Raw genomic sequence first — 17998 nt, 5'->3', positions numbered from 1 at the left:
GGGCCGCCCCTCCTGGAGGGGCGGCCCACCGCCGTTCTCTGCGGCTCCCGGAAAAGCCCGGCCGGGCGGCCGCGCCGGTCAGTCCTCTATGGTCACGTGCATGCCCGGGACGGTGAGATTGCCGCCGAACTGGCCCGCCTGGTCGAGCTTCACCTTGGTGAAGTAGGCGAAGGGGACGTTGAGCGGCGGCGGGTGCTCGGGGTCGAAGACGATCGGGATCAGACCGAAGAGATTGCCCTGCAGCCGCTCGGTGTACAGCGTCACCTTGCCGCCGCGGATGGTGGACGTGGACCCCGGTGTCGAGCGCACGTGGTACTTCTTGCCGGACGCCCGGTCATCGACGATCTGGTGGAGGTCACCGATGTCGATGCTGTCGGCCGTGAACTTCAGGGCCTGCTTGGTACGGCCGCCCTGTGTCGTGACGTTGACGACGCCCACGTAGTCCAGACCGCGCAGGGTGAGCCCGCTGGACTCCAGGTGCCAGGGGTCGTCGGGCAGGGTGACGGGCGTCTGCTCGTCCTTGCCCTTCTGCTTGTTCTCGACGACGCAGGGGTAGGACTTCTTGCCGTCGGCGTCCTTGCCGTCCAGGCCGCCGCCGGGCAGCGCGTTGTCCGCCGCGCCGACCGCGCCGTGCACGGTGTCGTTGACCGTCTTCGACCCGTCCTTGACCGGCTCGGTGACCTTGTCCGCACCGTCCTTGACCCCGTCAAGGGTCTTGTTGACCGGCTCGGTGAGCTTGTCGGCGGCCGAGCCGTCGGACGCGGTGTCCTTGGCCGCGGTCTCCGTTGCCTCCGGTTCCTTGGACTCGGACGCGGACGGCGAGGGAGTCGGCGAGGCGCTCGGCTCCTCGGACTTGTCGCCGCCCAGGAGACCGCCGAGGGCGTCCTTGATGCCGCCCAGCAGACCCCCGTCGTCCTTCTCCTCCTCGGAGGCCGACGGCGACGGCGTCGCGGGAGCCGAGGGCTCGTCGGTCTTCTGGGAGGCGGAAGGCGCGGGTTCCGGCTTCTCGTCCGCGTCCTTGCCGGCGGAGGGTGCGGGCGAGGGCGGTGCGGAGGGCTCGGCGGACGGCTGGGTGGTCGCCTTGCCGCCCGGCTCGTCCTTCGCCCCGTCCTTGGACTGGGCGTCCTTGCCCTCCACCTTGTCCGGAGCGGTGACGCACGGGCCCTTCTTGAAGGGACTCTCGGGCGGCCCCGGCTTGGCGATCGCCATCTGGGGCGTCAGCCCCATCCCCATGAGCACGGCAGAGGGCATGGCGGCGATGGCTATCGCCTTCCCCGCGGGCACATGCAGCCGAGTCAGCAGCGGCTTCCTCGGCGCCGCGTGCCTCGGCCCGGTTCTCGCCCCGGCGGCTGCGTTCTCCTCATGCAGCTCGTCACCCGGCACGGTGCCTCCCGTTCGTTCCGTTGGTCGGGCTCGTTCCTGACAGGCCGTCCAGTCCGCCGCCCAGCCCGGGACCGGCCGGGGCCGGGTCGGCGGCGACCACGGGCCCGGCGACGGTGCGGGCCGGCTCATCGGCCTCGTCCCCGCCGCGTTCGGCCGTGCCCGGTGCCCAGGAGACGCCCAGCGCACCGCCGATCAGCCCCATCAGGAAGCCGACCAGGAAGGCGCCGAAGTTCGAGACGACCAGGGAGACCAGGGCGAGCAGGATCGCCGCCACGCCCGCGAAGACGCGCGAGGCCGGCTGGAACCACATGGTCAGGCCGAGCACGACCAGCAGTACGCCGATGATCAGCGAGCCGGCACCGGCGGTGGTTGCCATGCGGACGGTCAGGGAACCGATCGTGAGGTTCGCGTAAGGGATGTACATGATCGGGATGCCGGCCAGCAGTGTCAGCAAACCGCCCCAGAACGGGCGGTGTCCGCGCCACTCCCGGAACGAAATCCGCTTCCGGCCAACGGAATCGATCAGCCGTGGTCGCGTCTCGGCGCTCATGCCGGAACCTCGCTTCGCTCGGCCTTGCATTCGCGCGGCGCGCACATATCGATAATTCGCTCGCGAGGCTCGCTCATGTCGTTCAGCTCCTCGGGACTGGCAAATCGGTGGTTCTGAGCTGGAGTGTCCTCTTGGCGCTACCCGGCGTACGGGCACGGGGAACGGCTTGTGTCACCGCGGGCTCTGCCCCCGCACCCGTACGCTCAGTGCGTCAGAAGCACTCGTTCTTGCCCTTGGCGACGCTCATCTTCAGGCCGCTGAGCTTGAACGTGCCGGCCGTGGTCGCCCAGGCCGTCTGCTTGACGTGGGTGAGCGTGGCCGAGTCGGCCTGCTGGGCGAACGAGCCCGGGTCGGCCTTGTCGCCCTTGTGCATGCCCGGACCCTTGGTCGCCGAGCCCGCAGCAACACCGATGTCGATGTTGTTGAAGGTCGCGTCCGCGTCCAGCTGGTCGAGGTCGATGTAGAGGTTCTTCGCCTCGACGGGCGTGTCACCGCCACCGGCCGACAGCTTCATCGACACATCGCCGAAGACCGGGACCGGAACGACCACCGACTGGCACAGATTCTTGATCTTGGCGCTCGAGAAACCCGAGACCGCGACCGGGATCTGCTTGCCGCCCTTCTGGGCGTCAATGGCTCCGTACTGGACGAAGCCGGTGCCGTCCAGCCGGTCCGTAGTGACCTTGAACTGCTGGCCGGACACGCTGAACGACGCCGCGAGCGCACCCTGCGAGAGGGCGACACCGATCGCGGCGGTCGCCGCCACGCTCGGCACCATGACAACGGCGAACCGCTTCCATCTGGTCCCGCCACGAGCCAGGGACTCCATGACTTTCCTCCTTCTCGGACGTACATCTCCGGTACCGGCCGCCGTATCGGGGCGGTACCTGGGATGGGAGAAGTGCTACGTCCTCGGGAAGGAGAGCGCCCGTTCTCGGAGGCACATCGTGTTCCGAACACCGGCGATCACCCCCGAGCGACAACCACTGGCCACGCTCTCGCGCAACCTCCTGGACAGGCCCTGCCGGATGGGGCAGAGACCCCCCTGTCCACGGCCGGCACCACTGCCGCCGGCCACTCGGTGGGGACCCAAGTGCCCCGCGGCGCCGACCGGATGCCGGGCTGCGGGAATGGACCGAGCGTCGCCGATCGTGGTCCATTCACGCTCTGGACACAAGAGGCTCGTTACTTGCGGGTAACGGCCAGATAACCGAGGTTCGACGGACCGGGATCGCCCAGGCACACAGGGTCGTCGCTGACCGCGAACAGACACGCGGCAATTGCGGACAGAACGCCGCAAGGGGGTGGGGAAGACTTACTCCAAGTAACAGCGGCCACGTTTACCAAGTTTTGGTAAAACGTGGCCGCAGCGCCGTTTGTTCGGTCAACTCACGGAGCCCGTACAGGTCAGAAGCGGGCACCCGGTAGGACAGTGGGTCAGAACAGCACTCTGGCAAGCGCGGTACGCGCCGCCGTCACCCGCGGATCGTCCGTCCCGATGACGTCGAACAGCTCCAGCAGCCGCACCCGCGCGGCGTCCCGGTCCTCGCCGGCCGTCCGCCGCACCGCGTCGATCAGCCGCCCGAACGCGTCCTCGACATGACCGCCGACCAGGTCGAGGTCCGCGGCCCGGATCTGCGCCGGCACATCGGCCGGGTTGTCCGCGGCCTCCTTGCGCACCGCCTGCGGATCCAGGTCCTGCACCCGGCGCAGCAGTTCGGCCTGCGCGAGGCCGAGCTTGGCCTCCGGGTTGGCCGGGTCGTCGGCCAGCACGTTCTTGTACGCCTGGACGGCACCGCCCAGATCGCCGGAGTCCAGCGCCTGGCTCGCGGCCTCCAGCAGCGCGTCGTACGGACCGGCCGGCACCGGCGCCTCGGCCGCCGCCTGCTCACCCGCGGCCTCCGGGTCGACGGGCGCCCCGACGATGCCGAACTGCTGCTCGGCGGCCTGCACCAGCTGGTCGAGGACCTGCCGGATCTGCGCCTCCGGAGCCGCGCCCTGGAACAGCGGGATCGGCTGGCCGGCGACCACCGCGAAGACCGCCGGGATGCCCTGCACCCCGAACTGCTGGAACAGCATCTGGTTGGTGTCGACGTCGATCTTGGCCAGCACGAACTTGCCGGCGTACTCCCCCGCGAGACGCTCCAGCAGCGGACCCAGCTGCTTGCACGGCTCGCACCACTCGGCCCAGAAGTCGATGACCACCGGGACCTCGGTGGAGCGCTGCAGGACGTCCTGCTGGAACCCCGCCTCGTCGACGTCGAACACCAGGCGGGCACCGCTCGCCGGCGCCCGGCCCGTGCGGGCGGCCTCGGCGCGGGCCTGCTCCGCCTTCTGCTTCGCTTCGCCGGCCGCCTTCACCGCGGCGAGGTCGACGACTCCACTCATGGACATATTGCGTGGCTGCATGGGTCCATCCTCCCCCCTGGGCGGTCCGTTCCGAAAAGCGATCCGGAAAGCGATGCGGTCGGCGACGCGGCATGTGCGGTGTTCGGTACTGCATCGGCCCGAGCAGGGCCGCCCTGCGCGGCCATGGGTCCCCACCCACGGCCAGTGGTTATCGCTCTTACGCTACGACCCGTAGCGTAACTCGCCACCGCCCCGCGCGGGACCGGTTCCCGCGCCATGCGCAGTGATCTCCCTCACGGCCGCCGTTCGCCTACCGGCCGGTATGGTCGCCCGCATGTGCCACTCCGCCAGCCCCCGGAAAGGCCGCACGGGCCGCCCGCGCAGCGCCGAGACCGGCCAGGCGATCCTCCGCGCCACCCGTGCCGCGCTCGTCGACCTGGGCTGGGGGCGGCTGACCATGAGCGAGGTGGCGGCCCGCGCCGGCGTCGCCAAGACGACGCTCTACCGGCGCTGGGCCAACAAGAACGAGCTCGTCGTGGACGCCGTGGCGGTCCTCTTCGACGAGCTCGAACTCCCCGACCGGGGCTGTCTGCGGGCCGATATCGAGGGGGTGGTGCTCCAGTTCGGCGCGCTGCTCGCGCGGCCCGAGACCAAGACGGCGCTGATGGCCGTGGTCGCCGAGTCCACCACCGACGAGGCGCTGCGCGAACGGATCCGCTCGGCGATCGTCGACCGTCAGAAGCGGCTGGTGCTGAGGGGGCGCTCGCGGGCCCAGGAACGGGGCGAGCTGCCGCCGGAGACGGACCCCGCGGCGGCCGCCGCCACCGCGGACCTGATCTTCGACGTGGTGGCGGGCGCGGTGGTGCACCGGGTGCTGGTGAGCGCGGAGCCGGTGGACGAGGAGTGGTCGCGCGGCTTCACGGCGCTGCTGCTGGGCGGTCTGGCCGGACGGGCCGAATGACGGCCCGCCCGGGGTCCGGAGTGCGGCAGACCGGACCGGCCGGTCAGACCTGGTAGCGGTCAGACCTGGTAGCGGTCAGACCTGGTAGCGGTCCGCCGCGAAAAGGTGCAGGTTCTCCGCGACCCACGCCGAGGTCCGCTTCAGTCCCTCCTCCAAGGAGACCTCCGGCCGCCACGAAGCCCACTCGCGGGCCCGGGAGTTGTCCGAAAGCAGTCGCTCGACCTCGCTGCCCGAGGGCCGCAGCCGCGCCGGATCGACGACCACCTCCGCTTCCCGGCCGGAGGCCGCGATCAGCGCCTCGGCGAGCGCCCCGATCGAGATCTCGCGTCCGGTACCGAGGTTGACGACCTGCCCCAGCGCCCGGTCGCAGTCCGCCATCGCCAGGAATCCGGCCGCGGTGTCCGTGACGTAGGTGAAGTCCCGGGTCGGGGTCAGCGACCCGAGCCTGATCTGCCGGGCGCCGGAGTGGAGTTGCGCGAGGATCGTGGGGATCACGGCGCGCGCGGACTGCCGGGGCCCGTACGTGTTGAAGGGCCGCACCACCGTCACCGGCAGCTCGAACGCGTGCCAGTGCGACAGCGCCATCATGTCCGCGCCGATCTTCGACGCGGAGTACGGCGACTGCGGCTGCAGCGGGTGGTCCTCGCCGATCGGCGCGGTCAGCGCGGTGCCGTAGACCTCGCTGGTGGAGGTGTGCACCAGCCGCCGTACGGCGTGCCGGCGACAGGCCTCCGCGACGTTCTCCGTACCCACCACGTTCGTCTGCACATACGCGCCCGGTGAGTCATAGCTGTACGGGATCCCGATCAGTGCGGCCAGATGGAAGACGGTGTCGCAGCCCGCGACCGCGTCCATCACCCGGCCCGCGTCCCGGACGTCGCCCGCGACCATCTCGACCCCGCTGCCCGGCCCGAGGTAGCGCGCCAGGCTGCCCTTCTCCGCGTACGGCTTGTAGTGCACCAGGGCGCGCACCTCGGCACCCGCCTCGACCAGCAGGTCGACCAGGGCCGAGCCGATGAACCCCTCCGCCCCGGTGACCAGGACCTTGCGGCCCGCCCACTGCTGTGTACTGCTGCTGCTCATGCTGACTCCTTCAGGTTGGTGCTCAGGTGGGGTGCGTGGGGGTGCCCGGCCAGTGCCAGCGCCTTGGCGGCGAGCAGATCGGCGGCGCGCGCATGGGTGCCGGGGTCGGCGGCCGCGCCCATCGCGGCGAGCCGGCGGGGATCGTCGAGCAGCGGGGTGACCAGCGCGTCCAGCCGCTCGGCCGAGGTCTCGGCGTCGGGCAGCAGCAGCGCCGCCCCGCCGTCGGAGAGCACCCGGGCGTTGTGTGTCTGGTGGTCGCCGGGCGCATGGGGGTACGGCACCAGGACGGCCGGCATCCCGATCGTGGCCAGCTCGGCGACGGTCGCCGAACCGGCCCGGCACACCACGAGGTCGGCGGCGGCGTACGCCAGATCCATCCGGTCCACATACGGCACGGCCTCGGCCACGGCCGCGCCTCCGTTGGCCGCCAGCAGGGCCCGGGTCTCCTCCAGTGCCGCGGGCCCCGTCTTGATCAGCAGCCGCAGGTCGGTACGCGCCCGGTGGCGGGCGGCGAGTCCCACCGCGGCCTCGGTGAGCCGGGCCGCGCCCAGGCTCCCGCCGTTGACCAGCAGCAGCCGCGCCCCGTCCGGGACGCCCAGCGCCCGCCGGGCGGCCGGCCGCAGGGCCGCACGGTCCAGCTCGGCCAGCGGTCCGACCAGCGGCATCCCCACCGTCTCGGCGCGCTCCCCGCCGGCCAGATACGGCCGGCTGCGGTCGAAGGCGAGGGCGAGGTGCGGGGTGAGCCGGGCGGCGAACTTGTTGGCCCGGCCGGGCACCGCGTTGGACTCATGGATCAGGCTCGGCAGCCCGGCCAGCCGCGCGCCGACGATCACCGGGGCGCTCGGATAGCCGCCCATACCGACCGCGACCTGCGCGCCCTGCTCTTTGAGGATGGCCCGGCACTGGGCGCCGGACTTCAGCAGCGCGGCCGGCAGCAGATAGCGCCGGGCGCCGAGCGAGGGGTCGAAGGGGATCATGTCGACGGTGTGCAGCCGGTACCCGGCCTGCGGGATCAGCCGCGTCTCCAGCCCGCGTTCGGTGCCGACGAAGGAGATCACCGCATCGGGGACGGCCCGGCGGAGCGCGTCGGCGAGGGCGAGGCCGGGATAGATATGGCCGCCGGTGCCGCCCGCACCGATCACGACCGAGAGTGGTGTGCGCATGGCCGCCACGCTCGCGAGGCGCCCTAAGAACGTTCTAAGAGAGGTGTTTGGCAGCCTATGACCATGCCCTTGCCCCCGCCGCCCCAGCCCGGCGCCACCCCGGCCCCCAAGATCCTGGTCGTCGACGACGAACCGGAGGTACGCGCCGCCGTGGCGGACGGCCTCGCCGTGGAGGGCTATGCGGTACGCGGCGCGGCCGACGGCCTGGCCGCCCTCTCGGAGGTCGCGGCCTGGCAGCCGGACGCCCTCGTGCTGGACGTGATGATGCCCGTCCTGGACGGGCTGGCCGTGTGCCGCCGGCTGCGCGCCGTGGACGACCGCACGCCGATCCTCGTCCTGACCGCGCTGGACTCGGTCAGCGAACGGGTCGACGGACTCGACGCGGGCGCCGACGACTACCTCGTCAAACCGTTCGCGCTGGACGAGCTGGTGGCCCGGGTCCGGGCCCTGCTGCGCCGCGCCTCGGTCAGCGCGGCCGAGGACACCCGGCTCTCGTTCGGGGATCTGGTCGTCGACCCGCTGACCCGCAGCGGCCACCGGGCGGGCCGCCCCCTGGAGTTCAGCCGCACCGAATGGGCGCTGCTGGAACTCCTGCTGCTGCACCCCGGCCAGGTGCTGCCGCGCGAGATGATCCTGGAACGCGTCTGGGGCCACGACTTCGGGCCCGACTCCAACTCCCTGGCCGTGTACATCGGCTATCTGCGCCGCAAACTGGAGGCCGGCGGCGAGCCGCGCCTGGTGCACACCGTGCACGGCGTCGGCTACCGCCTGGACCACCCGGAGGTCCGGTGACCGGCACCCGCGGCCTGGGCGGCAGATGGCGGCGCCGCAGACCCCTGCGCACCCGTCTCGCGCTCGCCGCCTCCGCCGCCGTGGCCGTGGTGGCCCTCGGCGTCTGCGCCGCCGCGTTCGTCATCATCAACTACCAGATGACCCGTCAGCTCAAGCTGAATCTGGCCCAGGTGGCGACCCAGTACGCCCAGCAGACCCGCGACTGGGGGCCGACGGCGGGCGAGACGACCTGCCGCTACCCGGCCTCGCCGTGCATCCAGATCGTCCCGGCCGACCGGGCCGCGGACCCGCGCAAGCCGTACGCGCTGCCCGTCACCGACGACACCCGGAAGGTCGCGTCCGGCCGGCAGGCGGCGTACTACGGCGAGTTCACGATCGCCGGGCACCCGGTCCGCGTCTACACCACCCGCCACCCCGGCAAGGACCTGGCGCTCCAGGTCGCGCTGCGCTCCGACACCGTCGACCGCGGCGTACGGCAGGCCGCCGGGGCGCTGCTGGGGGTCGGCGGGGCCGGCGTCCTGCTGGCCGCCGCGCTGGGCTACTGGGTCTCCCGTACGGGCCTGGCCCCGGTCGCCCGCCTGACCGCCACCGCGGAGCGCATCGCCGCCACCCGCGACCCCCGCCACCGCATCGAGCTGCCCGCCGGTCCGGCGGCCCGCGAAGACGAGGTCACCCGCCTCGCCGCCACGTTCAACAGCATGCTCGGCGCACTCGAACAGTCCGTCACCGCCCAGCGCCGGCTGGTCGCCGACGCCTCCCATGAGCTGCGCACACCGCTGACCGCGCTCCGTACCAACGCCGAACTGCTGGCCCGCGCCGACCGTTTGACGGCCGCGCAGCGCGACCGCGCCTCGTCCGCCCTGGGCCGCCAGCTGCGCGAGGTCACCACCCTCGTCAACGATCTGATCGAGCTGGCCCGCGACGAGGAGCCGCAGCCCCTGGTCGAACAGGTACGCCCGGCCGCCCTCCTGGAGCATGCGGTGGCCGCCGCCCGCGAGCACTGGCCGGAGGTCGCCTTCACGACCGACATCGAACCGGCCGCCACCGAGGTGGCCGTCCCCGGCGTGCCCGCCCGCCTCACCCGGCTGCTGTCCAACCTCCTCGACAACGCCGCGAAGTTCTCCCCGCCCGGCGGCCCGGTGGACACCGCGCTCACCGCCGTACCGGGTGCGCTGGAGCTGACCATCAGGGACCACGGCCCCGGCATCGCCCCCGAGGACCTCCCCCACGTCTTCGACCGCTTCTACCGCGCCGACTCGGCCCGCGCCCTGCCCGGCTCCGGCCTGGGCCTCGCCATGGCCCGCCAGATCGCCCACGCCCACGCCGCCGACCTCACCGCCGAACGCGCCCCGGGGGGCGGGGCGGTGTTCCGGCTGCGGATGTCGGCCGGGAAGCCGTAGCCGACGTGCCTCCCGGTGTGGCGGACGCCGTGCCGCCCAGCGCGGCCGTGCCGTTCGACGCCGCCGTGCCGTTCACCGAGGCCGGTACGCGGCACCGGCACCGTCGGCCGCCGCCTCCTCGGCCTTCTCCTCGACCCTCGCCCGCACCGCCTGCCGGTCCTGCGGCGACATCGACCGCCAGCTCTCCCGCATCCCGGCGATCCCGTCGGTGAGGACCCGGTACCCGGCCGGATCGTCGAGGACGTCCTTCATCTCCAGCCGCCCGCCCAGCATCTTGCGCGCGAGGTCCTGAAGGGCGGGCGGTGCGGAGGGGTTGTTCCGCACGGCCCGCAGAGACGTCGTCAGATGCTCGTTCTGCTCCTCGGAGAGGTCCCGCTCCTCGACGGGGTAGTCGCGGTCGCCGGGCGCGGTGAAGGCGCTGTTGGTGCTCATGGGGTTCTGGGGGTTCCTCTCCGTGGGGGCCGACCGGTGTGTCAGCCGAAGGCGTTGCGGACGCGCGCGGCCTCGCCCTGGTCGCTCTCGCCGTCCTGGTCGGCGGCTTCGGTGTCGGGAATGCCGTCCGCGAGGCGGGACCTCGTACCGCCCGCCGGGGCGGCCGACGACCCGTCGGCGCCACCGCCGGAGGAGGATGAACCGCCGGAACCGCCGTCGGACGACGAGCCCGACGAACCCCCGGAGCCCGCATCGCCGTCGGACGACGAGCCGCCGCCCGTACCGTCGCCCTCGGCCGGCGCCTCCCCCTTCTTCTTGTAGGCGATGTCGTAGACGCTCTTGGCGCCGTCGGCGGTCTCCTGCTGCCCCGCGAGGAAGTCCTTGCCGCCCTTGGCGAAGTCGCCCTGCGCCATCTCGCCGACGCCCTCGGCCATGTGGTACGCACCGGTGCCGACCTTGCCGACGTCCTTGGCCTTCTCCACCACGGGGTTGGCCGCCGCCTTCGCCGCGTCCTTGACGTCGAGCCCGTCCTGCGCCCCGAAGTAGTTCTTGATGCCCTGCGAGGCGAGGTTTCCCCCGAGCTTCTTGGCCGCGTCCTTGGCGAGGTCCAGGCCCAGGTCCTTGAGCATGTCCTTCCAGTTCTTCCGCAGCTCCTTCGCCAGGGCCTCCTTGACGGCCTGAACGATCTTCGTCTTCGCCTCGTCGAAGATCTTGCGGACGATCGTCCGGGTGGTCGCGGTGGCCGCGGCCGCCCCGGCCTCGGAGGCGCCCAGCGTGACCGGCGCGGCGGCCTGGGCCATCGCCAGCTCGATCGCCAGCGCGATGAGCTGCACGATCACCGCGATCTTCATGATCATGACGATCATGGCCACCACCTGGAGCAGGACGGCGATCGTCTCGGCGGCGTCGGCAGCGTCGTCGAGGAACCCGGCGTCGCCCGCGAACTTGTTCCAGTGGTTGTTGAACCCCTCGACGGCCTCACCGGAGTTGGCGCCGCGCACGGTGTTCGCGGCGGTGGCGCCGTCCGATGCCGCCTGCCGGCAGGCCTCGGCGAAGTGGCTCCAGGCCTCGGCCGCCTCCCGCATCTTGTCTTCGTCGACATTGGGCCACTGGAAGCCCAGGAGGTCGAGGATCCAGTCGACCTCTGTCGGAAGCATGATGGTGGCCACGGTGAGTCACTCCCCCGGAAGCGCGTGATCGTTGGAACGTCGGTGCGGTGGCACAGGTGGGGCGGACCGGACCGATGCCGCGTCAGCCCGTGATGTCGGGACGGCTGGCCGCGTATGTGTCGAGGTGCTGCTGCTGGTCGTGCTCGATGGCGGCATAGCGCGCGCCCATCGCAGCCAGCTTTTCGCCGATCTTGGAGATTTCCTCACCGAGATGCGGCATCGAATCGACGATGCCCTCACTCACCGGCTTGTAGAAGTCATTGAAGATCGTGACGAACTCGTCGCTGCCCCACTCCTCGGCATCCTTGAGAGCCGCCTTCAACTTCTTTGCGGCCGTACCGAATTCGGAGCCGATATCACCGAAAACGCCGCCCTGCGTCTTGAGGACGGCCGGATCGACGTCGTACCCGGAGCCTGCCATGAGTCCCCCTTCATCTGCGGCGTAAGGATCGGATAAATCGCATGGCGTACGGTATCCGATGCCCGCCGCGGCGGAAGTGACCGAGCCGTGAAGATCCTTTTCACATGTGACGCACCACTTCCGCCCGACGCGCTACCGGAAATGGACGTCGCCCCCGTCAGCCACCAGGAAAGGGAACAATCCGCCATGCCCACGCCCCGCCGCATGTCCGGAAAAACCTCATTCAGGATGCGATGGATCGGATGGGGGCTCCTCATCATCGTTCTGCTGGCGAGCACCGTATTTGTCATGAAAGGACTGACCGCGGCGGGCCTCACGGGCACCCACGGAACATTCACGGTCAAGGAGTGCACGGAGGAAGCCCCCACCAGGCGTTCGAACAAACCCACGAATGAATTCGAATGCTCCGGAGTCTTCCGCCCGGACGGCGGGAGCACCGTCGACGACAAGGCGTCCCTGGACAGCTTCAACAAGGACTACGACGCAGGCACCAGCCTGTCGGTCCAGCACAACGACGCCGGCGTTCTCGGGCTCCTGACGTCGGGCTACCTCCTGGCCGACGGCGCGCAGGTCTCGGCGAACTTCATGTGCGCCTTCGGGGTCCTGCTCTACATCCCCGTGGCGCTCTTCGTCAGGCTCACCGGCTTCGGCTCGGACGGCGTCACCTTCCGGCAGTTCCGGGAGACCTGGCGCGCGACCGCGGGTACGCGAACCCGCACGATCGTGCTCACCAGCACGGCAGCGGTCCTCGTCGGCACGTTCGTCGTCAGCAACGTGCTGGGACACGTCCTGCCCGGACTCGGCTGAGCGGGCCTGCCGGCGCGCCACACGGGCGACGCCCCGGGGGCGGGTACCCCCGGGGCGTCGCACACGGTGAGGGCGCGTCAGAACCCCGCCGGTTCGGTGTAGATGCCCCACTCGTCCCGCAGCGTCCCGCAGATCTCGCCCAGCGTCGCCTCGGCCCGTACGGCCTCCAGCATCGGCTCGATCATGTTGCCGCCGTCCCGGGCCGCGGCCAGCATCGCCTTCAGCGCGGCCTCGACCCGGGCGTCGTCGCGGGCCGCCTTGCGCTCCGCGAGCACCCGCACCTGCTCCCGTTCGACCTCGTGGCTGACCCGCAGGATCTCCAGGTCGCCGGTGACCGAGCCGTGGTGGCAGTTGACGCCGACGACCTTCTTCTCGCCCTTTTCCAGCGCCTGCTGGTAGCGGAAGGCGGACTCGGCGATCTCGCCGGTGAACCAGCCGTCCTCGATTCCCCGCAGAATTCCGGAGGTCATCGGCCCGATGGGGTGCTTTCCGTCCGGCACCGTGCGGGCGCCGCGCTCCCTTATCTGGTCGAAGATCTTCTCCGCGTCCGCCTCGATCCGGTCCGTCAGCTGCTCGATGAACCAGGAACCGCCCAGCGGATCGGCGACATTGGCGACGCCGGTCTCCTCCATCAGCACCTGCTGGGTGCGCAGCGCGATTTCCGCGGCCTGCTCACTGGGCAGTGCGAGAGTTTCATCCAGGGCGTTGGTGTGCAGCGAGTTCGTACCGCCCAGCACCGCCGCCAGCGCCTCGACCGCGGTGCGTACGACGTTGTTGTACGGCTGCTGCGCGGTCAGCGAAACACCGGCCGTCTGGGTGTGGAACCGCAGCCACTGCGCCTTTTCGCTCGTCGCGCCGTATACGTCGCGCATCCAGCGGGCCCAGATTCTGCGGGCCGCCCGGAATTTGGCGATCTCCTCGAAGAAATCGAGATGCGCGTCGAAGAAGAAGGAAAGCCCGGGAGCGAAGGTGTTGACGTCCAGGCCGCGGCTGAGGCCCAGTTCCACATAGCCGAAGCCGTCCGCCAGGGTGTACGCCAGCTCCTGCGCGGCCGTGGCTCCCGCCTCGCGAATGTGGTAGCCGGACACCGACAGCGGCTTGTACGCGGGGATTTCGCGCGAGCAGTGCTCCATCAGGTCGCCGATCAGCCGCAGATGCGGCTCCGGCTGGAAGAGCCACTCCTTCTGCGCGATGTACTCCTTGAAGATGTCCGTCTGGAGCGTGCCGTTGAGGACGCCCGGGTCGACCCCCTGCCGCTCGGCGGCCACGAGGTACATGCAGAAGACGGGGACGGCGGGCCCCGAGATCGTCATGGAGGTCGTGACGTCGCCCAGCGGGATGTCCTTGAAGAGCACCTCCATGTCGGCCGCCGAGTCGATGGCCACACCGCAGTGCCCGACCTCGCCGAGCGAGCGCGGATCGTCGGAGTCGCGGCCCATCAGGGTCGGCATGTCGAAGGCGACGGAGAGGCCGCCCCCGCCCGCCTTCAGGATCATCTTGTAGCGCTCGTTGGTCTGCTCGGCGTTGCCGAAGCCGGCGAACTGGCGGATCGTCCAGGTCCGCCCCCGGTAGCCGGTCGGGTACAGACCCCGTGTGAAGGGGTACTCGCCCGGCCAGCCGATCCGCTCGAACCCCTCGACCGTGTCGCCGGGCCGGGGCCCGTACGCGGGCTCGACGGGATCACCCGAGAGCGTGGTGAAGTCCGCGTCCCGCTTCCGGGCAGCGTCATACCGAGCCTGCCAGCGACGGCGGCCTTCATCGATCGCGTCAGCGTCCATACCTTCGAATTTACTAGGACGTCCTAGTAATTGTCGACGGGAGAGGCGCGAGTCGGGGGTGCGGGGCGCGGTCGATTACGGTGCGTAGCCGACCCGGAGCGGCCGCGGGAACGCGAAAAGCGCCCGTCCAGGAGGGGACGGGCGCTGGGAGCTGCGGCTGCGGCTGCCGCCGTCAGACCTTGACCGGCTCCGGAGCGTTACCGGCGATCAGCGGCTCGACCTCCCGCACGACCTTGCGCTCGACGAAGAACGCGGCGGTGGGGATCGTGCCGGACACCAGCACCCACAGCAGCTTGCCGAACGGCCACTTGGCCTTGGAGCCCAGGTCGAAGGCGAAGACCAGGTAGATGATGTAGAGCACGCCGTGGACCTGGGAGACGACGAGGGTGAGGTCCTTGCCCATCCCGAAGCCGTACTTGAAGATCATGCACGTGCTGAGCACCAGCAGCATCACGGCGGTGATGTAGGCCATCACCCGGTAACGGGTCAGGACGCTTCGCTTCATGCCCCCGAGCGTAACCACCCGTTCCGGGGCGATCTTCACCGCCCCCTGGGAGACCGGGCGCCCGTCACTCGTCCTTGAAGTCCTCCGCCGCGACCCGCAGCGGCCGCAGCATCGCGAAGATCTCCGCGCACTCCTCGGCGTCGTACGCCCCCAGCCCGAAGTCCATCGCCATCAGGTCCCGGGTCGCCGCGTCGCACACCTCGCGCCCCTTGTCCGTGATCGAGGCGAGCGTGCCGCGACCGTCGTTGGGGTTGGGCCGCTTGGCCACCAGCCCGGACTTCACCAGCCGGTCGACGGTGTTGGTCACCGAGGTCGGGTGCACCATCAGCCGCTCGCCGATCTTCGACATCGGCAGCTCACCGGCCTTGGAGAAGGTCAGCAGCACCAGCGCCTCATAGCGCGCGAAGGTCAGCCCGTACGGCTTGACCACCGCGTCCACCTCGGACAGCAGGATCTGATGGGCGCGCATGATCGAGGTGATCGCGGCCATCGAGGGCACGGCGCCCCATCGCTGCTGCCACAGTTCGTCGGCGCGCGCGATGGGATCGAAAGCAAGGCTGAGCGGCTTCGGCACGCCTCCGACACTACCCGGCGGTCACATTGTGGTCAGCCTTGTCTCAGTTTTCGGTCTCCGCACGACCGCTGAGCGTGCGGAGACCGGACGCGCTCAGCGGCCGGTCCGCGTACGCCGCACCTCGGCGATCACCGCCCCGACGCACACCACCCCCACCACTCCCGCCGCCGGCATCACGATCCGCAGGGGCGCGTACTCCGCGGCGACGCCGGCCGCGCCCATGGCCAGGCCCATGACCGTCATCCGTCCCGCCTGCGTCAGCGTCATCGCCTGCCCCAGCAGCTTCTCCGGGACCGCGGCGACGAACCAGCGGTCGACACCGAAGTTGTACGAGATCCCGGTGCCGGTCAGCACCAGCAACAGCACCGCCCAGCCGAGCGAGGGCTGCGCGGCGAAGCCCAGGGAGGGCAGCACGGCGAAGACGCCCATCGGGAAGGTGAGCCGGGCGCGGCCCCTGGCGCCGAGGAGCGAGCCGGCCAGGCTCTCGGCGAGCACCGCGCCGACGGGCATGCTGCACATCAGCAGCCCGGCGGCCGCCGGGCCGGCGCCGAGCAGGTCGGCGTAGGGGATCAGCAGTGCCTCGGGGACGACGACGAACGCCGGCGGCAGCCACGTCAGCAGCAGCAGCGCGCGGACCCTGCGGTCGGACAGCAGCCGGCGGACACCGCCCAGGGAGGCCCCCAGCAGCGTGCTGCGCTCTGTGCCCGGGGCGCGGTTCCGCGGCGGGCGGGCCAGCGTCCCCAGCCGCAGCAGCAGCGCCGAGCCCAGGAACGTCCCGGCGGTGACCGCCAGCACCGCCCCGGGGGAGGCCACGGCGAGCAGCAGGCCCCCGGCCCCGAACCCGGCGAGCTGCGCGCTCTGGTTGACGATGCGGATCACCGAGCGCCCCAGCACGAAGAGTTCGCCCTCGCCGAGGATCTCGCCCAGCGTCGCGGCACGGGTGCCGGCGAAGACCGGTGCGATGGCGGCGATCACACAGCGCAGCGCGAGCAGCGCCACGACCGGCGCGCCGGGCACCACCATCCCGGCCGCGGCCAGCGCGCACAGCACATCGCAGACCACCAGCACCCGGCGGGCCGGATACCGGTCGGCGACGGCCGACAGCAGCGTGCCGCCGACGACGTAGGGCAGCAGCCCGAGGGCGAACGTCAGGGCGCTGAGCAGCGGCGAGTCGGTCAGCTCGAAGACCAGGACGGACAGCGCGATCTCGCAGACGACCACGCCGAGGCTGGACAGCAGGTGCGCGGCGAAGACGCAGCGGAACTCGGGGACGGCGAAGACGGCGCGGTAGCCGGGCGGGCGGCCGGGTCCGGCACCGGCGGAAGCGCCCTCGTCAGGGCAGGGCGGCGTGCGGCCCGGTGGTACGGGCCCCGTGGTCCTCCTGGGCATGGCGGCAGCCTGCCGGGCGCCGGCCTGGCGCCGTAGTCTTTCGGCTACCGCCGAATCCTGGGGGGCACTCGGCCATGCCACTGCATCTGCACTTCGGCGCCGACGATCTGCTCCGTATCCGCTTCGCCGTCTCGCCGCTGTGCGAGACGCACGAGGCGGTACGGACCCTGCGGCGCGCCGACCGGCACGGCTATCACACACCGTGGCTGCGCCGGATGCGCGAGACGCTGGCGGGGCTGGATCTGACGCCGCTGTGGCTGTTCATGCCGTCGCCGCCGCCCGGCTACACACCGGACTTCCTGGGCCGCCCGCCGGACACCCCGACGGCCGGTTTCGACGAGGAGCTGGCGCGGCTGCGGGCCACCGATCCGGCGCTCGCCCGCGCCGAGATGGCCAAGTCCCTGGCGTGCACGCCCGGTGCCCTGGAGTCGGAGCGCGGCCGTGCGGCGCTGGCGGATCCGGCGGCGGCGATCCGCGAGCTGGCCGAGGTCACCGAGCGGGCCTGGCAGGCGCTGCTCGCACCGGACTGGCCGCGGCTGCGGGCGCTGCTGGAGGCCGAGATCGCCTACCGGTCACGCCAGTTGGCGAGCGGCGGACTGCAGCGGCTGTTCGCCGATCTGCATCCGCTGGTGTCCTGGTCGGGCGACACGCTCACGGTGCGGACGCGGATCGACTTCGTCCAGATGCAGGACCTGGAGGGCCGCGGGGTGCTGCTGCTGCCCAGCGTCTTCGTATGGCCGGACGTGGTGAGCGGCTTCGATCCGCCGTGGCAGCCGACCGTCATCTATCCGGCGCGCGGGATCGGCGGACTGTGGAGCGAGCCGGAGACGGGCCCGGCGCTGGCCCGGCTGCTGGGCGCGAACCGCGCCGCCGTACTGGCCGCCCTCGACGCGCCCTCGACGACGACCGCCCTGGCCCACCGCCTCGCCCTGGCCCCGTCGTCGGTCTCGGCGCACCTGTCCGTACTGCGCGATGCCGGTCTGCTGGTCGCGCGGCGCCACGGACACGAGGTCTTTTACGAGCGCACGCCGTTGGGGATGGCGCTGCGTGGTTGACTCCCCAACATTTTTGTCTGCGGCGCCGTGGGGGTTTCTCGCCGTTGCGCCTGCGGCGAGCGGTGCCGCTGCGCGGGGCTGTTCGGCTGCCGGTGACGGTCCTCCGGGGCAGGGTGTCCGGACTGCTTCGCTTTACGTCCGGACATCGTTCGCCTCGATGTCGCCCCAGGAGTTGGAGACGATGTCC

The 17998-nt window shown here is 71.3% G+C and carries 18 protein-coding genes; 5 read left to right on the top strand and 13 right to left on the bottom strand.

Annotation, left to right across the window (positions count from 1 at the left end; genetic code table 11):
- Positions 1-78 precede the first annotated feature (78 nt).
- The 4 genes from ACWD6P_RS09745 to ACWD6P_RS09730 all read right to left on the bottom strand — a co-directional run bounded on the left by ACWD6P_RS09745 (position 79) and on the right by ACWD6P_RS09730 (position 4342).
- The gene (locus ACWD6P_RS09745; protein ID WP_451443497.1) at positions 79-1383 is read right to left on the bottom strand and encodes a hypothetical protein; all 1305 of its coding nucleotides are present in this window, start codon (positions 1381-1383) and stop codon (positions 79-81) included.
- Positions 1373-1933, bottom strand: a complete 561-nt coding sequence (locus ACWD6P_RS09740) for a DUF6114 domain-containing protein (RefSeq protein ID WP_451443496.1) — start codon at positions 1931-1933, stop codon at positions 1373-1375. The genes ACWD6P_RS09745 and ACWD6P_RS09740 overlap by 11 nt, the downstream gene beginning before the upstream one ends.
- A gap of 211 nt (positions 1934-2144) precedes the next feature.
- Positions 2145-2762 (bottom strand): DUF6230 family protein, encoded by a 618-nt coding sequence (locus ACWD6P_RS09735; protein WP_451443495.1) that lies wholly within the window; start codon positions 2760-2762, stop codon positions 2145-2147.
- A 608-nt stretch (positions 2763-3370) separates the two neighbouring features.
- On the bottom strand, positions 3371-4342 hold the full coding sequence (locus ACWD6P_RS09730; RefSeq protein WP_451443494.1) for a tetratricopeptide repeat protein: 972 nt from the start codon (positions 4340-4342) through the stop codon (positions 3371-3373).
- A gap of 262 nt (positions 4343-4604) precedes the next feature.
- Between ACWD6P_RS09730 and ACWD6P_RS09725 the strand changes: the two genes are divergently transcribed.
- Positions 4605-5243, top strand: a complete 639-nt coding sequence (locus ACWD6P_RS09725) for a TetR/AcrR family transcriptional regulator (RefSeq protein ID WP_451443493.1) — start codon at positions 4605-4607, stop codon at positions 5241-5243.
- A gap of 75 nt (positions 5244-5318) precedes the next feature.
- Here the strand turns inward: ACWD6P_RS09725 and ACWD6P_RS09720 are convergent, their stop codons facing one another.
- Both ACWD6P_RS09720 and ACWD6P_RS09715 read right to left on the bottom strand, forming a co-directional pair.
- On the bottom strand, positions 5319-6326 hold the full coding sequence (locus ACWD6P_RS09720; protein ID WP_451443492.1) for a GDP-mannose 4,6-dehydratase: 1008 nt from the start codon (positions 6324-6326) through the stop codon (positions 5319-5321).
- On the bottom strand, positions 6323-7489 hold the full coding sequence (locus ACWD6P_RS09715; RefSeq protein ID WP_451443491.1) for a UDP-N-acetylglucosamine--N-acetylmuramyl-(pentapeptide) pyrophosphoryl-undecaprenol N-acetylglucosamine transferase: 1167 nt from the start codon (positions 7487-7489) through the stop codon (positions 6323-6325). The genes ACWD6P_RS09720 and ACWD6P_RS09715 overlap by 4 nt, the downstream gene beginning before the upstream one ends.
- 57 nt (positions 7490-7546) lie before the next feature.
- On the opposite strand from ACWD6P_RS09715, the gene ACWD6P_RS09710 reads away from it, so the two are divergent.
- Complete coding sequence (locus ACWD6P_RS09710) at positions 7547-8281, top strand: response regulator transcription factor (RefSeq protein WP_451443490.1); 735 nt, start codon at positions 7547-7549, stop codon at positions 8279-8281.
- Positions 8278-9681 carry a sensor histidine kinase gene (locus tag ACWD6P_RS09705; RefSeq protein WP_451443489.1) on the top strand — a complete coding sequence of 468 codons (1404 nt, stop codon included), beginning with the start codon at positions 8278-8280 and terminating at the stop codon, positions 9679-9681. The genes ACWD6P_RS09710 and ACWD6P_RS09705 overlap by 4 nt, the downstream gene beginning before the upstream one ends.
- Before the next feature lie 72 nt (positions 9682-9753).
- Here the strand turns inward: ACWD6P_RS09705 and ACWD6P_RS09700 are convergent, their stop codons facing one another.
- The 3 genes from ACWD6P_RS09700 to ACWD6P_RS09690 all read right to left on the bottom strand — a co-directional run bounded on the left by ACWD6P_RS09700 (position 9754) and on the right by ACWD6P_RS09690 (position 11703).
- The gene (locus tag ACWD6P_RS09700) at positions 9754-10113 is read right to left on the bottom strand and encodes a hypothetical protein (RefSeq protein WP_451443488.1); all 360 of its coding nucleotides are present in this window, start codon (positions 10111-10113) and stop codon (positions 9754-9756) included.
- 41 nt (positions 10114-10154) lie between these two features.
- Positions 10155-11270: a WXG100-like domain-containing protein gene (locus ACWD6P_RS09695; protein WP_451443487.1), complete on the bottom strand. Its 1116-nt coding sequence runs from the start codon at positions 11268-11270 to the stop codon at positions 10155-10157.
- 94 nt (positions 11271-11364) lie between these two features.
- A complete protein-coding gene (locus ACWD6P_RS09690) occupies positions 11365-11703 on the bottom strand; it encodes a hypothetical protein (RefSeq protein ID WP_451443486.1) in 339 nt (112 codons plus the stop codon).
- Positions 11704-11991: 288 nt separating this feature from the next.
- Here ACWD6P_RS09690 and ACWD6P_RS09685 point away from each other — a divergent pair, with 288 nt between their 5' ends.
- Positions 11992-12510 carry a hypothetical protein gene (locus tag ACWD6P_RS09685; RefSeq protein ID WP_451443485.1) on the top strand — a complete coding sequence of 173 codons (519 nt, stop codon included), beginning with the start codon at positions 11992-11994 and terminating at the stop codon, positions 12508-12510.
- A 77-nt stretch (positions 12511-12587) separates the two neighbouring features.
- On the opposite strand, the gene ACWD6P_RS09680 is transcribed toward ACWD6P_RS09685, so the two are convergent.
- The 4 genes from ACWD6P_RS09680 to ACWD6P_RS09665 all read right to left on the bottom strand — a co-directional run bounded on the left by ACWD6P_RS09680 (position 12588) and on the right by ACWD6P_RS09665 (position 16756).
- On the bottom strand, positions 12588-14288 hold the full coding sequence (locus ACWD6P_RS09680) for an acyl-CoA mutase large subunit family protein (RefSeq protein WP_451443484.1): 1701 nt from the start codon (positions 14286-14288) through the stop codon (positions 12588-12590).
- 172 nt (positions 14289-14460) lie between these two features.
- Positions 14461-14793 (bottom strand): DUF3817 domain-containing protein, encoded by a 333-nt coding sequence (locus ACWD6P_RS09675; protein WP_451443483.1) that lies wholly within the window; start codon positions 14791-14793, stop codon positions 14461-14463.
- A 64-nt stretch (positions 14794-14857) separates the two neighbouring features.
- Positions 14858-15367 carry a MarR family winged helix-turn-helix transcriptional regulator gene (locus ACWD6P_RS09670; RefSeq protein ID WP_384432075.1) on the bottom strand — a complete coding sequence of 170 codons (510 nt, stop codon included), beginning with the start codon at positions 15365-15367 and terminating at the stop codon, positions 14858-14860.
- Positions 15368-15460: 93 nt separating this feature from the next.
- Positions 15461-16756 (bottom strand): MFS transporter, encoded by a 1296-nt coding sequence (locus tag ACWD6P_RS09665; protein WP_451443482.1) that lies wholly within the window; start codon positions 16754-16756, stop codon positions 15461-15463.
- A gap of 74 nt (positions 16757-16830) precedes the next feature.
- On the opposite strand from ACWD6P_RS09665, the gene ACWD6P_RS09660 reads away from it, so the two are divergent.
- Entirely contained in the window at positions 16831-17811 is a 981-nt protein-coding gene (locus ACWD6P_RS09660; RefSeq protein WP_451443481.1) for a DUF5937 family protein, read from the top strand.
- Positions 17812-17998: the final 187 nt, after the last annotated feature.

The organism is Streptomyces sp. NPDC002446, assembly GCF_053595675.1.
The sequence above is the reverse complement of the archived record's forward strand: the minus strand, read 5'-3'. Positions and strand labels throughout refer to the sequence as shown.

Excerpts from the sequence above, each read along its gene's own strand:
- ACWD6P_RS09740 (WP_451443496.1), bottom strand. The coding sequence starts at position 1,933 with ATGAGCGCCGAGACGCGACCACGGCTGATCGATTCCGTTGGCCGGAAG.
- ACWD6P_RS09735 (WP_451443495.1), bottom strand. The coding sequence starts at position 2,762 with ATGGAGTCCCTGGCTCGTGGCGGGACCAGATGGAAGCGGTTCGCCGTT.
- ACWD6P_RS09700 (WP_451443488.1), bottom strand. The coding sequence starts at position 10,113 with ATGAGCACCAACAGCGCCTTCACCGCGCCCGGCGACCGCGACTACCCC.
- ACWD6P_RS09710 (WP_451443490.1), top strand. The coding sequence starts at position 7,547 with ATGACCATGCCCTTGCCCCCGCCGCCCCAGCCCGGCGCCACCCCGGCC.
- ACWD6P_RS09720 (WP_451443492.1), bottom strand. The coding sequence starts at position 6,326 with ATGAGCAGCAGCAGTACACAGCAGTGGGCGGGCCGCAAGGTCCTGGTC.
- ACWD6P_RS09675 (WP_451443483.1), bottom strand. The coding sequence starts at position 14,793 with ATGAAGCGAAGCGTCCTGACCCGTTACCGGGTGATGGCCTACATCACC.
- ACWD6P_RS09685 (WP_451443485.1), top strand. The coding sequence starts at position 11,992 with ATGAAAGGACTGACCGCGGCGGGCCTCACGGGCACCCACGGAACATTC.
- ACWD6P_RS09665 (WP_451443482.1), bottom strand. The coding sequence starts at position 16,756 with ATGCCCAGGAGGACCACGGGGCCCGTACCACCGGGCCGCACGCCGCCC.
- ACWD6P_RS09680 (WP_451443484.1), bottom strand. The coding sequence starts at position 14,288 with ATGGACGCTGACGCGATCGATGAAGGCCGCCGTCGCTGGCAGGCTCGG.
- ACWD6P_RS09690 (WP_451443486.1), bottom strand. The coding sequence starts at position 11,703 with ATGGCAGGCTCCGGGTACGACGTCGATCCGGCCGTCCTCAAGACGCAG.
- ACWD6P_RS09725 (WP_451443493.1), top strand. The coding sequence starts at position 4,605 with ATGGTCGCCCGCATGTGCCACTCCGCCAGCCCCCGGAAAGGCCGCACG.
- ACWD6P_RS09730 (WP_451443494.1), bottom strand. The coding sequence starts at position 4,342 with ATGCAGCCACGCAATATGTCCATGAGTGGAGTCGTCGACCTCGCCGCG.
- ACWD6P_RS09695 (WP_451443487.1), bottom strand. The coding sequence starts at position 11,270 with ATGCTTCCGACAGAGGTCGACTGGATCCTCGACCTCCTGGGCTTCCAG.
- ACWD6P_RS09660 (WP_451443481.1), top strand. The coding sequence starts at position 16,831 with ATGCCACTGCATCTGCACTTCGGCGCCGACGATCTGCTCCGTATCCGC.
- ACWD6P_RS09715 (WP_451443491.1), bottom strand. The coding sequence starts at position 7,489 with ATGCGCACACCACTCTCGGTCGTGATCGGTGCGGGCGGCACCGGCGGC.